This is a genomic window from Staphylococcus microti (assembly GCF_000934465.1).
Taxonomy (GTDB): Bacteria; Bacillota; Bacilli; order Staphylococcales; family Staphylococcaceae; genus Staphylococcus; species Staphylococcus microti.
The window spans coordinates 39168-53940 of record NZ_JXWY01000039.1 but is presented as its reverse complement, the minus strand read 5'-3'; the positions used below and the strand labels follow the sequence as shown (position 1 = coordinate 53940).

Annotated in this window: 14 protein-coding genes; 9 read left to right on the top strand and 5 right to left on the bottom strand. The window is 36.0% G+C overall.

Features of this window, described 5'->3' with window-relative positions; genetic code table 11:
- Positions 1–40 precede the first annotated feature (40 nt).
- Positions 41–634, top strand: a complete 594-nt coding sequence (locus tag TP70_RS06720; RefSeq protein WP_044360517.1) for a peptidylprolyl isomerase — start codon at positions 41–43, stop codon at positions 632–634.
- Between the two features lie 21 nt (positions 635–655).
- Positions 656–916: a DUF1871 family protein gene (locus TP70_RS06715; protein ID WP_044360516.1), complete on the top strand. Its 261-nt coding sequence runs from the start codon at positions 656–658 to the stop codon at positions 914–916.
- A gap of 133 nt (positions 917–1049) precedes the next feature.
- On the opposite strand, the gene ygs is transcribed toward TP70_RS06715, so the two are convergent.
- Complete coding sequence (gene ygs / locus TP70_RS06710; RefSeq protein ID WP_044360515.1) at positions 1050–1439, bottom strand: S1 domain-containing post-transcriptional regulator Ygs; 390 nt, start codon at positions 1437–1439, stop codon at positions 1050–1052.
- A gap of 638 nt (positions 1440–2077) precedes the next feature.
- Between ygs and pruA the strand changes: the two genes are divergently transcribed.
- The 3 genes from pruA (at position 2078) to TP70_RS06695 (ending at position 6330) form a co-directional block, all read left to right on the top strand.
- The gene (pruA, locus tag TP70_RS06705) at positions 2078–3622 is read left to right on the top strand and encodes an L-glutamate gamma-semialdehyde dehydrogenase (protein WP_044360514.1); all 1545 of its coding nucleotides are present in this window, start codon (positions 2078–2080) and stop codon (positions 3620–3622) included.
- A gap of 158 nt (positions 3623–3780) precedes the next feature.
- Entirely contained in the window at positions 3781–4983 is a 1203-nt protein-coding gene (locus TP70_RS06700) for an ornithine--oxo-acid transaminase (RefSeq protein ID WP_044360513.1), read from the top strand.
- Between the two features lie 102 nt (positions 4984–5085).
- Positions 5086–6330 carry a Glu/Leu/Phe/Val family dehydrogenase gene (locus tag TP70_RS06695; RefSeq protein ID WP_044360512.1) on the top strand — a complete coding sequence of 415 codons (1245 nt, stop codon included), beginning with the start codon at positions 5086–5088 and terminating at the stop codon, positions 6328–6330.
- A 274-nt stretch (positions 6331–6604) separates the two neighbouring features.
- On the opposite strand, the gene TP70_RS11800 is transcribed toward TP70_RS06695, so the two are convergent.
- Entirely contained in the window at positions 6605–7243 is a 639-nt protein-coding gene (locus TP70_RS11800) for a Crp/Fnr family transcriptional regulator (protein ID WP_052502884.1), read from the bottom strand.
- 393 nt (positions 7244–7636) lie between these two features.
- On the opposite strand from TP70_RS11800, the gene TP70_RS12390 reads away from it, so the two are divergent.
- Positions 7637–7810: a hypothetical protein gene (locus tag TP70_RS12390; RefSeq protein ID WP_169743612.1), complete on the top strand. Its 174-nt coding sequence runs from the start codon at positions 7637–7639 to the stop codon at positions 7808–7810.
- 56 nt (positions 7811–7866) lie between these two features.
- Positions 7867–8505: a hypothetical protein gene (locus tag TP70_RS06680; protein WP_044360510.1), complete on the top strand. Its 639-nt coding sequence runs from the start codon at positions 7867–7869 to the stop codon at positions 8503–8505.
- Positions 8506–8590: 85 nt separating this feature from the next.
- Here TP70_RS06680 and TP70_RS06675 read toward each other — a convergent pair whose 3' ends face one another.
- From TP70_RS06675 to TP70_RS06665, 3 genes are all read right to left on the bottom strand, one after another.
- The gene (locus TP70_RS06675) at positions 8591–9535 is read right to left on the bottom strand and encodes a glycerophosphodiester phosphodiesterase (RefSeq protein WP_044360509.1); all 945 of its coding nucleotides are present in this window, start codon (positions 9533–9535) and stop codon (positions 8591–8593) included.
- A gap of 156 nt (positions 9536–9691) precedes the next feature.
- A complete protein-coding gene (gene argH / locus TP70_RS06670) occupies positions 9692–11065 on the bottom strand; it encodes an argininosuccinate lyase (protein ID WP_044360508.1) in 1374 nt (457 codons plus the stop codon).
- The gene (locus TP70_RS06665) at positions 11058–12260 is read right to left on the bottom strand and encodes an argininosuccinate synthase (protein ID WP_044360507.1); all 1203 of its coding nucleotides are present in this window, start codon (positions 12258–12260) and stop codon (positions 11058–11060) included. Before TP70_RS06665 ends, argH begins: the two co-directional genes overlap by 8 nt.
- Before the next feature lie 192 nt (positions 12261–12452).
- Here TP70_RS06665 and TP70_RS06660 point away from each other — a divergent pair, with 192 nt between their 5' ends.
- Both TP70_RS06660 and lepB read left to right on the top strand, forming a co-directional pair.
- Positions 12453–13784: a glucose-6-phosphate isomerase gene (locus TP70_RS06660; protein WP_044360505.1), complete on the top strand. Its 1332-nt coding sequence runs from the start codon at positions 12453–12455 to the stop codon at positions 13782–13784.
- Between the two features lie 313 nt (positions 13785–14097).
- The gene (gene lepB / locus TP70_RS06655; RefSeq protein WP_044360504.1) at positions 14098–14676 is read left to right on the top strand and encodes a signal peptidase I; all 579 of its coding nucleotides are present in this window, start codon (positions 14098–14100) and stop codon (positions 14674–14676) included.
- The last annotated feature ends 97 nt before the right edge of the window (positions 14677–14773 follow it).

The window sequence follows — 14773 nt, the reverse complement described above, 5'->3', positions numbered from 1 at the left end:
TAATAAGTATATTTAATTTTATCATGAATGGAGCATTAAAATGACAAACTACCCGCAATTGACAAAAGAAATACAAGATAACGAAATCAAAGTAGTTATGCATACAAATAAAGGGGATATGACATTAAAATTATTCCCCGACATCGCACCAAAAACTGTAAAAAACTTCGTGGAGCTTTCTAAAAAAGGTTACTACGATGGCGTGACATTCCACCGTGTCATCAATGACTTTATGATTCAAGGTGGCGACCCAACAGCAACGGGCATGGGTGGCGAAAGCATTTACGGTGGCCCGTTTGAAGACGAGTTCTCAATGCAAGCGTTCAATATTTATGGTGCCTTATCAATGGCGAATGCCGGCCCAGGTACAAACGGTTCACAATTCTTTATCGTACAAATGAAAGACATTCCAGCACAAATGGCAGATCAATTAGAAGCCGGTGGCTGGCCAAAAGAAATCGCCGAAGCATACCGTGAAAAAGGCGGCACACCTTGGTTAGATCAAAAGCATACGGTATTCGGTCAATTAATTGAAGGTGAAGACACATTAGAAGACATTGCCAACGTACGTGTAGGTGCACAAGACAAGCCAATGTACGACGTTGTCATCGAATCTATCGATATTGAAGAATAAGCATAGTAAGGAGCGTGCATCATGGCAAACAATGAATTGAACATCCAATTATATCAACTGTTGGCAGCATGGAATCCTATGCACTTTGACGACCCGACATTAGGCGATGCAGAAGTGTATGAGATGATGGATGCCGTGCATCAGTTTGGAGAGCCCATTGCGATTGCAGAAGCATTCCAACAGATTTTTCAGTTTTCGTTTGAAGTGACGCTTCCAAAAGATGCATGCTTACAAAAAGCAACAGAAGCGGTTCAATTACAACAAACATGCCAAGTAAATTAATAAGCAACCCTAGACATAGTGACATGCTGTGCCTAGGGTTTTATCTTAACTTCATTAATATTTGTTCAGGAGCGCAACGCTAAAAAATAAACCTAGATACGCCTCATTGGCACCTAGGTTTTTTATGTACGTGTTACTTAGATGTATCTTCAATTCGTTTCTTAGATTGTTCCACCCAAGTTGGCAACCGTTCTGCTAAAGATTGAAACCCGTATTTCTCAGTTTCTTTAATCTCATCCAATACTGAACGTTTCACTTTTTTACGCTCATAATTTTTAAAATAATCATTGTCCCTTAGTGATAAATTTAACTTACCGGTCTCATCAATAGAAAGAATTTTTGCTTTGACAATCTGACCGGGTGTTAAAAGCTTTTTTAAATTATGGACATAATCATCCATGACTTCAGATATATGAATTAAGCCTTCAGTATTGTCAGGGGTTTCAACAAAAGCGCCGTAGGGTTGAATACCAGTCACACGCACCTTGATATGTTGACCGACACGATACTGTTTCTTCAACATGCATAACCCCTTATATGATTGAAATTTAACAACTTCATAATAGCATATTTCTGAAAATTATCCTAATTATACAGCATATAAAATTAATAAAAACAGCAGAGATTACGTCAAAAAAGGCTATAATTTTAGGTCATATTCGTAATTCTTGCTGTCGAATATTAAGGATATGAACATTTTGAAAAAGAACGGGCTGCGACACAAGGAAAATCATCCTAAATAATTAGGGGAAAGCACTAATTGGCAGTAGGTGTCTGAAGTGAAAATGTGTTTAAAAAAACTTTTTCACTTCTAGTCACCCTTGCCGGGGCGGGACAACGAAAACTTTTTGTAAAAATGAGCTTTCTGTCCCGCTCCAAAAAAATTGAAACACGATAGAAATGAATGCTAATGGATTTTTTATAAAATAAAGCTTGTTATAGTTGCAATTTTGTCCAAATTATGGCTATAATGCTTGTAAATGAAAGCGCTTTTATATGATGGATATTATTATGTAATAAGTACCTGTGTCGACTGTAAAAATAGTCTAAAAGTATTTGTGTTAGATAATTCTGTAAAAACTGAAAAATCTTTTACAAATGATGGTACTTTATGTCATGATAAGTATAAAGCTTTCTCAAAAAACAAAGGAGGATTTTTGAATGATTCCATACAAACATGAACCATTTACAGATTTCACAAAAGAGGAGAACCGTAAAGCTTATTTTCGCGCCCTTGAAAAAGTGGAAAGTGAATTAGGTCAAACGTATCCACTCATTATTGGAGGAGAACGTGTATACACTGACGATACAACGCGTGTGTATAATCCATCAAATAGAGAAGAAACAATTGGCTATGTTTCTAAAGCGTCAAAAGAACATGCAGAAAAAGCCCTAGAAGCAGCGAAAGAAGCGTTTAAAACTTGGAGAAATGTTGATCCGAAAGTACGTGCTAATGTATTATTCCGTGCAGCTGCGATTACGAGAAAACGTAAGCACGAATTTTCAGCGTTGTTATCTAAAGAAGGCGGTAAACCTTGGAAAGAAGCGGATGCTGATACAGCAGAAGCAATTGACTTCATGGAATACTATGGTCGACAAATGCTTGAATTGAAAGATGGTAAAGCAGTGAACAGTCGTCCTGGTGAATACAACCAATTTGATTACTTGCCAGTAGGTGTGAGTGTTGTTATTTCACCATGGAACTTTGCTTATGCGATTATGGCGGGTACAACAGTTGCACCAGTTGTAACGGGGAACACAGTTTTATTAAAACCATCATCGAATACACCGATTATTTCATACAAATTTATGGAAGTGCTTGAAGAAGCAGGATTACCAAAAGGGGTTGTAAACTGGATCCCAGGTTCATCAAGCGAAATTGGTGACTTCTTAATCGAAAATAAAGATGTTGGCTTAATTTCATTTACAGGTTCTAAAAATGTAGGTAAAGAAATTATTCAAAAAGCGGCTGTTATTCAAGAAGGTCAAAACCACATCAAACGTGTTATCGCTGAAATGGGTGGTAAAGATGCCCTTGTAGTAGATAGTGAAGCAGATTTACAAGTTGCGACAGATGCTATCGTATACTCAGCATTTGGCTTCTCTGGACAAAAATGTTCAGCATGCTCACGCGTTATTGCGCACCAAGATATTTATGATGAATTATTAGAGCGTGTTAAATCAGAAACTGAAAAAATTAAAGTAGGTAACGCTGCTGAACCAGATACGTATGTCGGTCCAGTCATCGACCAAAAATCTTTAGACAAAATCAAAAAATACATTGAAATTGGTAAAGAAGAAGGTCGCTTAGTGACAGGTGGTAACGTCGACGAATCAACAGGTAACTTTGTATACCCAACAATTTTTGCTGACTTAGATCCTAACTCTCGTATTATGCAAGAAGAAATCTTCGGACCAGTCATCGGCTTCACAAAAGTAAAAGACTTTGATGAAGCGATTCAAGTTGCTAATGATACAGAGTATGGTTTAACAGGTGGCGTTATTTCAAATAACAGAATGAAATTAGAACAAGCACGCCGTGACTTCATGGTTGGTAACTTATACTTCAACCGTGGTTGTACAGGTGCCGTTGTTGGCTACCAACCATTCGGTGGCTTCAAAATGTCAGGTACAGACTCAAAAGCAGGTGGCCCAGACTACTTAGTACTTCACATGCAAGGTCGCACAGTTTCTGAGCACTTATAAGATAAGCGTGTAGCCAGTAATACAGGCTATATGGAGAGAATGAAAGTAGGGTATGTCTTTACAGAATGATTGAAACGAATCGATAATGTAGACGTTTTTGAACTGTGAACGATATACCCTATGTTTATATAAATATTGAGTTGAAGGGGAGAAGACGCGTGACAAACAAATCAGAATCTATTATTGAATTGACAAACCATTATGGGGCACATAACTATTTACCACTACCAATCGTTATTTCTGAAGCGGAAGGTGTGTGGGTAAAAGACCCTGAAGGTAAAAAATATATGGATATGCTTGCTGCTTATTCAGCAGTGAACCAAGGGCATCGCCATCCTAAAATCGTTCAAGCACTTAAAGATCAAGCGGACAAAGTGACACTTGTTTCTCGTGCATTTCATAGTGACAACTTAGGCGAGTGGTACGAAAAAATTTGTAAGCTTGCTGGTAAAGAAAAAGCATTACCAATGAATACAGGTGCAGAAGCCGTTGAAACAGCGCTTAAAGCGGCACGTCGTTGGGCGTATGAAGTAAAAGGTATTAAGCCAAATGAAGCGGAAATTATCGCAATGGTTGGTAACTTCCACGGTCGTACAATGGCACCCGTATCAATTTCATCTGAAAAAGAATATCAACGTGGCTATGGTCCATTATTAGAAGGTTTCCAAAATGTGCCATTTGGCGATATTGAAAGCTTGAAAGCAACAATTAATAAAAATACTGCTGCTGTATTAATAGAGCCGATTCAAGGGGAAGCAGGAATCAACATTCCACCTGAAGGTTACTTGAAACAAGTGCGTGAACTATGTGATGAACATAACGTGCTATTTATTGCTGACGAAATTCAAGCAGGTTTAGGTCGTACAGGTAAGTTATTTGCAACTGACTGGGACGATGTAAAACCAGATGTTTATATTTTAGGTAAAGCACTCGGCGGCGGCGTATTCCCAATTTCTGTTGTATTGGCAGACAAAGAAGTGTTAGATGTCTTTACACCAGGCTCACACGGTTCAACATTCGGTGGTAACCCATTGGCATGTGCGGCTTCAATTGCGGCATTAGATGTGATTGTTGAAGAAGACTTACCAGGTCGTTCTCAAGAGCTTGGCGAGTACTTTAAAAATGCGTTGCTTGAAATTGAACATCCAGCGATTAAAGAAGTGCGTGGTCGCGGTTTATTTATCGGCGTGGAGTTACATGAAAATGCACGTCCATACTGTGAAAAATTGAAAGAAGAAGGCATTTTATGTAAAGAAACGCATGATACTGTCATTCGATTTGCACCGCCATTGGTCATTACAAAAGAAGAGCTAGATTATGCAATCGAAAAAGTGAAAAAGGTATTTTCACAATCAAAATAATCATCTAAAACCTTAGAGACAAAAGGCTTTAAAAAAGAATGGCATATGTTACAATACTCATGTAAGCGAAAACAAAAGTAGGAAAAAGAGGCGAGATGGATCATGTCTGAAAAAAATAATCTAGTGACGTCAACACAAGGAATCATTAAAGAAGCGATGCATAAGTTAGGCTTTGATGATGGAATGTACGAGTTAATCAAAGAACCGTTAAGATTTTTAACAGTTCGTATTCCAGTAAGAATGGATGATGGAACAGTTAAAACTTTTACTGGGTACCGCGCGCAACATAATGATGCTGTTGGACCAACAAAAGGTGGGGTACGTTTCCACCCGGATGTAGATGAAGATGAAGTTAAAGCATTGTCTATGTGGATGACGTTAAAATGTGGTATCGTTGACCTTCCATACGGTGGAGGTAAAGGGGGCATTGTTTGTGACCCACGTCAAATGAGTATTCATGAAGTAGAACGCTTATCACGTGGTTACGTTCGTGCGATTTCACAAATTGTAGGACCAACAAAAGATATCCCAGCACCAGATGTTTTTACAAACTCTCAAATCATGGCTTGGATGATGGATGAATACAGCCAAATGGATGCATTTAATTCTCCAGGTTTCATTACAGGTAAACCGATTGTACTTGGTGGTTCACAAGGTCGTGACCGTTCGACAGCACTTGGTGTTGTTATCGCGATCGAAGAAGCAGCAAAACGCCGTGGCAAAACAATCAAAGATTCACACATCGTTATTCAAGGATTTGGTAACGCAGGTAGCTTTTTAGCGAAATTCTTGTATGATGCAGGTGCGAAGATTGTCGGTATTTCTGATGCTTACGGTGCCTTACACGATCCAGAAGGTTTAGATATTGATTACCTATTAGATCGTCGTGATAGTTTCGGTACTGTAACGAACTTGTTTGAAGATACAATTTCTAACAAAGAATTATTTGAACTTGATTGTGATATTTTAGTGCCAGCAGCGATTTCAAACCAAATTACAGCGGATAATGCACATGATATTAAAGCTGAAATTGTTGTAGAAGCAGCGAATGGCCCAACAACACCAGAAGCAACAAAAATCTTAACAGAACGCGGTATTTTATTAGTGCCAGACGTTCTTGCAAGTGCGGGTGGTGTAACAGTATCTTACTTCGAATGGGTTCAAAATAACACAGGTTATTACTGGACAGAAGAAGAAGTTAACGAAAAGTTACGTGAAAAACTTGTAACAGCATTCGATACGATTTATAGCTTATCAGAGAATCGTAAAATCGATATGCGTCTTGCAGCGTATATCGTGGGTATTAAACGTACAGCTGAAGCGGCAAGATACCGTGGCTGGGCATAATATATAGAACCAAAAAACAGAGACGACAAACATGGGCGCCTCTGTTTTTTTACGCTTCATTGATTATTTTGTTGTAAATATCAGGGTAGTTTGTGAATACCCCTGTGACACCGTAGTCATTTAAGCGTTGGTATATTTTAAAATCATTATTTAAAGTATGCGGTTACTCTATAATAACAATATTTTCTATTTGATAAATTCATTGTGTATGGCAATGTTTTGGAATTTTAAATCTAGGTACAATGACCTTCCATAATTTTAACTTAAATGAGGGTTAAAAGGTTTTGCATATAAAACCGTTACAACCTTCACAAGGGATTATATTCTTTATTTTTTCAAGATCCAATATTTTTAAATAATGAGAAGACGTATCTAAAATATTTTTCTCTTTTAATTGCTTCATAATTCTAGCGACATTTTCTCTGGTAGTTCCACAAAAATGAGCTAGCTCTTCTTGGGTAATTTTAATTTTTATGATGATTACATCATCTTTGATTTCTCTAAATGTATTACATAGTCTAACAAATATAGATAGTAATCTACATACTTTGTCTTTAGTTAACATATCCCTAATAAACATGTCCTTTTTTTTATTTTCTAAAGTAAGCAATTTGGTATATTGCGTAAAAAGACTAGAATTTTTTCTAATAGTATCTATTGGAATTTTATAGAATACTACTTCTGATTTTCCACGAAAGTACTTATTGTTATCGCAAAAGAATAAATTATTTGGGCTTATTATTTTATATATCAAAGTCGTACCATCTATATTATCTTGATAGATATATAAAATACCTTTTTCTAAAAGATATAAATAATTTTCAAAATCGTCTTCTAAATAATCCCCTTTTCCTAATTTGTTTTTCGTACCATTTTGTTTGATGAAATCTTTGATTATTACTGATTTATTCATAAAATAATCACCCCTTTGAAAAAAGTATAACATTTATAGTTGGTTATGTAACATATGTTACATACTATTTAAGGTTTTTACGTTAAAATAAAAGGTGCTCAATAGTTATGGTTTCTAATGGGGGCGTGTGCCCTTTTTCCAAAAGAGTTTGTAATAGGTAATTTGAAGGAACAATCTTATCAAGACGTTTTTCATCAGAATAGTGAATCACTTATATTTATTACACAATCGCCTCAAAAAGGGAGAATTTGTATTGATGGATGTAACTTTAGGGATTACTGTGCTGGTTGCTACTTAAAAGGGACTTTAGGACTAACAAAAATCAGCGAATAATTATTTTGGGTGAATTAGTGGTAAAAAATTAGTTCAAAAAATATAAAGGGAGTAAAAAATATGAATAGAAACATAATAACTTTAGTAATTGCTGCGATTTTCTTAATATCAGGCTTAGTATTTGTCATTAAAGAAGAATGGATTTTTGCAACAGCGTTCATAGTAATAGGTGTTATCTATTTATTAAAAATGATTAAAATGCGTGGATCTAACGATGACGATTCATCTGAATAATTTAAGTGTTTGGTATGACATAAAAAATTAACTAAATTATTAAATGAGGGATTCTAGTGAAAAAAATCGTTATCCCAATACTATTTATAGCTATGATAATTTTTGAAGTCTCACCTTTAAAAGGGTTTTTAATTGATCAATTAATAGAACATAAGGTATTGGATTTACGTTCTTGGTTAAACTATCTTAGTCTCACGTTAACTTTTTCAATCATATTACTTCCTTTGCAGAATACACTCTATAACATTATAAATAAAATGAACTTTGTCAATAAAGTTTTTATAGAAAATGAAAATAAAATGAATGAAGAAGTAATGGAAGCTATTAGCAAAGTGAAAATGCCTACAAAGAAAAGAATATTTTTTATCTTGCTAATGAATGTAATAGCATTTGGCTTTTTTATTAGCGTTATTGCAGAGTTTAAATTGAATATATCAGATAGTGTGTTTCTTCCTATCAAAATTGTATTTTTGCTTTCTGCATACTTTTTTATATACAGATTTTTTAAACAAAAAATAAATAATTCTATTTTGAATATTTTAATATCTTTCTTCTTTTTGATTGTGCTTTTTCTGTATGTAAAGAAGGAAGTTATACTGTTTATAATAATACAAAATGTAATACTTTATATCTTTAGACTGCTGGTAAAAAGAAAAAACTTAATAATAAATGATTATAGTGAGGTTAGTGAATAGAGTAATATTAGTATTGCAATTGGATAATGATCCTTTGTTATAGAACCAAAAAACAGAGACGCCGAACGTGGGCGCCTCTGTTTTTTTACGATTCATTGGTAATTTTATTGTAAATATCAGGGTAGTTTGTGAATACCCCTGTGACACCATAGTCATTTAAGCGTTTCATAGATTCAGCATCATTGACGGTATAAGGATGAATGTGGAAACCGTGTTGGCGTAACTGTTGTGTATTTTCGGCAGTTAAGTCTTTATAGTCAGGTCCTACACCGATTGCATAGCTACTTATGTAAGCCAGGTCGTTATCATCGTATTGTTGTAATTCACCGATGTCCATCAACTGAACGAGTGGAACATTAGGATTCAACTTGTGTAATTTCAATAAACTTTCTTGAGAAAAAGATTGAATAACGACTTTGCCTTTATTCAGATGATTTTTCTTATCTAATCCATGTTTTTTAAGCGTTGCTAACAATTTTTCTTCCATACGTGGATAAACATCCGGTGATTTCGTTTCGATATAGTAGTTTGCTTTTGTACCATAACGGCTGAAGATTTCATCTAATGTCGGCACTTGTTGGCCAACGTAATTTTGATTTTGTTGCTTAGGGTGTGCGTCATTAAACCATGAACCTGCATCCAGTTGTTTTAATTCGGCAAGTGTATAATCACTTACACGTCCTGTGCTATTTGTTGTGCGATCCACTGTTTCATCGTGCATTGCAACTAAATGCCCATCTTTCGTTACTTGAAGATCAATTTCTAAATAATCGGCACCCATTTCATTTAAACTTTTATCATATGCGACAAATGTATGCTCGGGTGCATAACCACTTGCGCCACGATGGCCAATATTGACATGTGCTTTGTTAAGGATATTTTGATGACTTGGAGAAAGGGGAGATGCTTGATGATGATTATGCGCACTTTGCATCGAACCTGCTTGGGTAAAATTCGAAGTGATAAATGGGGATGCTAACAGTGAAGCAGTTAGTCCAGCTGATACAAGAATTTTTGAAGAATATTTCATTAAAAATGCCTCCTTATAATGGTAATACATTTTTAAGTTAAAAAAATCCACCAAAATATGCAAGCGATTTCATAAAAACTTTATATTCTTCATATAGGCTTAATAAAAGAGGATAGCACCTTATAATTGAAATAAGGCGACTATCCTCTACAGCCATTATAAATATTGTTTCGCAACTTCAATTTGATGTTTTACTGCGTCTTGTCCTGTAGCACCATAACTTTTACGACGTTTAACCGCTTCATCCGGTTGTAAAAATGTATAAATATCTTCTTCAATTTCCGATGCTTGTGCTTGATAAACGTCTAACGGTACATCGAGTAAATACATATTGTTTTGAATTGACCACAATACGAGTTTGCCGACAATTTCATGGGCATCTCTAAACGGAATGCCTTTCATGACAAGGTAGTCTGCAAGTTCGGTTGCATTTGAAAAGTCTTGACGCACAGTTGTAGCTAATCTGTCTGTGTTTACAGTCATACTTGCTAACATACCTTCAAAGATTTTTAATGAACCTTTTAGTGTATGAACTGCATCGAACAAACCTTCTTTATCTTCTTGCATATCTTTGTTATAAGCAAGTGGGAGCCCTTTTAACGTCATTAACATGCTCATTAAATGACCTGTTGTACGACCGACTTTCCCACGAATTAATTCTGCCATATCTGGATTTTTCTTCTGTGGCATAATAGATGAACCAGTTGAGAAAGCATCTGATAAAGTAACAAACTTTGCTTCTTCAGATGACCAGAAAATAATCTCTTCAGCGAAACGAGAGAGGTGGACCATCGTTAAGCTAATATTATGCAATGTTTCAACGATGTAGTCACGATCACTTACTGCATCTAAGCTGTTTTCATAAATGCCACCAAAGCCAAGTAAAGCTTGTGTTTCATGACGATCAATCGGATATGTTGTACCACTTAATGCAGCAGCGCCTAAAGGGGATAAGTCAATACGTTTTAATGCATCTGTAAATCTTGACTTATCACGTTCTAACATCCAGAAATATGTCATCACATGATGTGCGAATGAAATGGGCTGTGCACGTTGTAGATGTGTGTAACCTGGCATAATTGTATCAACATGCTGTTCTGCTAAATTTAGAATGGTTTGTTGGAAAGATGCAATACTTGTGATAATATTTTGAACTTCTTTCTTTGTATATAAATGCATATCCGTTGCAACTTGGTCATTACGACTACGCCCTGTATGCAACTTACCGCCGACAGCACCGATACGTTGAATCAGTTCATGTTCAATGTTTAAATGAATGTCTTCTAGTGACTCTTGTAAAGGCACTTTATTGTCGTGAATATCTTGTTGAATGACTTTAAGTTCTGAAATAATCGTTGAAGCCTCGTCTTGTGTCAAAATGCCTTGATTTGCAAGCATTGTGGCATGGGCGATACTTCCTTGAACATCTTCATCAACTAAATTTTTATCGAAGTGGATAGATGCATTAAACGCATCTACCCAATCTTCAGGTTTTTCTTCAAATCTACCGCCCCATGCTTTTTTACTCATCTGCATAACCTCCGTGTAACATTGCATTGACTTGTGTTGGTAAACCGAAAATGTCGATAAAGCCAACTGCTGATTGTTGATTGAATGCATCTTCTTTTGTATATGTTGCTAATTTTTCATTGTAAAGTGTGTAGTCAGATTTTCTACCATTGACAACCGCATGACCTTTGAAAAGTTTCACACGTACGTCGCCTGTTACATATTTTTGTGTATGGTCAATAAACACTTTTAATGCATCTGTTAGTGGAGAGAACCATAAGCCGTTATACACAAGTTCAGCTAATTGTTTCTCTGCGACAGGTTTAAAGTGTGCAACGTCTTTTGATAACGTAATCGTTTCTAAACCTTTATGCGCTTTTAAAATAACTTCTGCACCTGGCACTTCGTAAACTTCTCTTGATTTAATACCAACAAGTCTGTTTTCAATATGGTCGATACGGCCAATACCGTGTTTTCCAGCTAAGTCATTTAAATATAAAATTAAATCATCGAGTTCAAATGCTTTGCCATCAATATGTGTTGGAAGGCCTTCAGTGAACGTTAAAATAATTTCATCTGGTGTATCTGGTGTGTCTTCTAATTCTTTCGTTAAATCGAATGCGTCTGCTGGTGGTGCCACATACGGATCTTCTAACACACCACATTCATTTGCACGGCCCCATAAGTTTTGGTCGATTGAGTAAGGAGAGTCTTTGCCAATCGGTACTGGGATATTATGCTTCTTCGCATAATCAAGCTCTTCTTCACGGCTCCAACCCCATTCTCTTACGGGTGCAATTACTTTTAAGCTTGGATCTAATGCTTTAATTGCGACTTCAAAACGTACTTGGTCATTCCCTTTACCTGTACAACCGTGTGCAATTGCGACCGCATTCGTTTCATGCGCGATTTCGACAAGTTTTTTTGAAATCAAAGGTCGTGATAAAGCAGAAACGAGTGGATACGTTTGTTCATACATTAAATTCCCTTTGATGGCATAGCCAACGTATTCCTCTGCAAATTCTTTTGTTGCGTCAATGACATGTGATTCAACGGCACCCATGTCTAACGCCTTTTGATAGACAACGTCTAAATCTTTTCCTTCACCAACGTCTAAGCAACATGCAACAACATCATAACCTTGTTCGATTAACCATTGCACTGCCACGCTTGTATCTAAACCACCTGAATATGCTAATACTACCTTCTCTTTCATAAAACTGTCACCTCTGTGTTTAATTGATTTTGCTTAAGTCATATATTAGCACGTTGTGTTTTAATATGCAAGTATTTTTATAAATATACATAATAGATTAGCGCAATTTTTCGGACTATTTAACTTTATTGAATTTATAAATATATGTTAGTAAAATAAACATGAGTTCAGTTAAATTAGGAGGCAAAGTGCATGACACATATCCAGTTTGATTATAAAAAGGCATTACAATTTTTCGGACAACATGAATTAGCGCAACAACAAGATCAAGTAAAACTGATTCATCGCACAATCCATGAAGGAACAGGTGCTGGTAGCGACTTTTTAGGATGGGTTGATTTACCAGTTGATTATGATAAAGCAGAATTCGATCGCATTTTAGCTGCTGCTGAAGAGATTAAAGCACATTCAGATGTGTTAGTTGTGATCGGTATCGGTGGTTCATATTTAGGTGCACGTTCTGCGATTGAAATGTTAACACCTGCATTCAAGAAAAACAGTGACTTACCAGAAATTATTTTCGCAGGTCACCATCTTTCTTCATCTTATACACAGGAGTTAATCGACTACTTAGACGGTAAAGATTTCTCTGTAAATGTGATTTCTAAATCTGGTACTACAACAGAACCAGCTGTCGCATTCCGTTTATTCAAGCAATTATTAGAAGAAAAATATGGTAAAGAAGAAGCCGTTAAGCGTATTTTCGCAACGACTGATAAAGAAAAAGGTGCATTGAAACAACTTGCCACAAATGAAGGCTATGCATCATTTGTTGTGCCGGATGATGTCGGTGGTCGTTTCTCTGTATTAACTGCTGTTGGTTTATTACCGATTGCCGTTGCAGGTATCGATATTCAAGCAATGATGGCAGGTGCAGCGAAAGCACGTGAAGAGCTTGCATCAGACGACTTGGAACAAAACATTGCGTACCAATATGCATCAATCCGTAATGTTTTATACAACAAAGGTTATACAACAGAAATGTTAATCAACTATGAACCATCATTACAATATTTCAATGAATGGTGGAAACAATTATTTGGTGAATCTGAAGGTAAAGACTTGAAAGGGATTTATCCATCAAGTGCCAACTTTACAACTGACTTGCATTCATTAGGTCAATACGTTCAAGAAGGACGTCGTTTCTTATTTGAAACAGTGTTAAAAGTTGAATCACCAAAACATAACATTACGATTGAAGAAGATGCAGATGATTTAGATGGCTTGAACTATTTAGCTGGTAAAACAGTAGATGAAGTCAATACGAAAGCGTTTGAAGGTACTTTATTAGCACATACAGATGGTGGTGTACCAAACTTAGTCATCACATTACCGAAATTAGATGCTGAAACATACGGTTATCTTGTATACTTCTTTGAATTAGCCGTTGCAATGAGTGGTTACCAATTAGGCGTAAACCCATTTAACCAACCAGGTGTCGAAGCATACAAACAAAACATGTTCGCATTGCTTGGTAAACCAGGATACGAAGATAAGAAAAAAGACTTAGAAGCACGTTTATAATATTATAGAAGCCATATGTCACACACGTTATCTTTATACAGGATAGCGTGTGTTTTTTATACTCATTCGAGGTTTGGACATTATTTGTTGATTTCCCAAAGTGCAATTTCCATTGAAGTCCCAATCCTTTTTGGCATAGAAAACATTAACGTATCGTTCTCTTTTTATGATAAGATGAAAAGTACAGTTCACGTCGAATTTCAGTGGGATGCATAGTTTATGTCAGACAGTCTGTTGAGATAAAAACATCGTAAAGTGTATTAATGCCACGATAACTACGTCCCAATTTTTAATAATTAAAGAGGTGTCAAAAGTGAGAAAAGAAACAATGGAATGGATTATTTCGATAGGCCTAGCGCTTCTCATTGTTGGATTGTTGTATACGTTCATTATTAAGCCATACAATGTACAAGGTGACTCGATGCATCCAACATTAAAAGACGGCGATCGTTTAATCGTGAATAAAATTGGTAAAACATTAGGTCATCTAGATAATGGGAATGTCATTGTTTTCCATGCGGACGAAAATAACGACTATGTTAAACGTATTATCGGTAAGCCGGGTGATCATGTGGAATACAAAAATGATCAGCTCTATTTAAATGGTAAAAAGATGGATGAACCGTATCTTGCCTATAATTTAAAACATAAATCATATGATGAAATCACAGGACCTGTGAACTCTCAAACGTTACCAGGTAGTGACGGTAAATATAAAATACCGGAAGATAAATACTTAGTGTTAGGGGACAATCGTGAAGTTAGTAAAGATAGTCGTACAATTGGTTTGATTGATAAAGATCAAATCGTTGGTAAAGTATCATTACGATTCTGGCCTGTAAGTGACTTCAAAGTAAACTTTAACCCTGATCATACAGAAGACCAGTCATAGGTCGATTATCATAAGTCTAGTAAGTGGCATGTTGCTGTTTACTAGGCTTTTTTTATTGGATTATCTGTCCTTTTAAATTTATTTTACAAAGTGGTTG

What these genes read in the sequence shown, in the direction of transcription:
- TP70_RS06665 (WP_044360507.1), bottom strand. Translation starts at nt 12,260, where the DNA reads ATGAAAGAGAAGGTAGTATTAGCATATTCAGGTGGTTTAGATACAAGC.
- argH (WP_044360508.1), bottom strand. Translation starts at nt 11,065, where the DNA reads ATGAGTAAAAAAGCATGGGGCGGTAGATTTGAAGAAAAACCTGAAGAT.
- pruA (WP_044360514.1), top strand. Translation starts at nt 2,078, where the DNA reads ATGATTCCATACAAACATGAACCATTTACAGATTTCACAAAAGAGGAG.
- ygs (WP_044360515.1), bottom strand. Translation starts at nt 1,439, where the DNA reads ATGTTGAAGAAACAGTATCGTGTCGGTCAACATATCAAGGTGCGTGTG.
- TP70_RS11800 (WP_052502884.1), bottom strand. Translation starts at nt 7,243, where the DNA reads ATGAATAAATCAGTAATAATCAAAGATTTCATCAAACAAAATGGTACG.
- TP70_RS06695 (WP_044360512.1), top strand. Translation starts at nt 5,086, where the DNA reads ATGTCTGAAAAAAATAATCTAGTGACGTCAACACAAGGAATCATTAAA.
- TP70_RS06720 (WP_044360517.1), top strand. Translation starts at nt 41, where the DNA reads ATGACAAACTACCCGCAATTGACAAAAGAAATACAAGATAACGAAATC.
- TP70_RS12390 (WP_169743612.1), top strand. Translation starts at nt 7,637, where the DNA reads ATGAATAGAAACATAATAACTTTAGTAATTGCTGCGATTTTCTTAATA.
- TP70_RS06715 (WP_044360516.1), top strand. Translation starts at nt 656, where the DNA reads ATGGCAAACAATGAATTGAACATCCAATTATATCAACTGTTGGCAGCA.
- TP70_RS06675 (WP_044360509.1), bottom strand. Translation starts at nt 9,535, where the DNA reads ATGAAATATTCTTCAAAAATTCTTGTATCAGCTGGACTAACTGCTTCA.
- TP70_RS06660 (WP_044360505.1), top strand. Translation starts at nt 12,453, where the DNA reads ATGACACATATCCAGTTTGATTATAAAAAGGCATTACAATTTTTCGGA.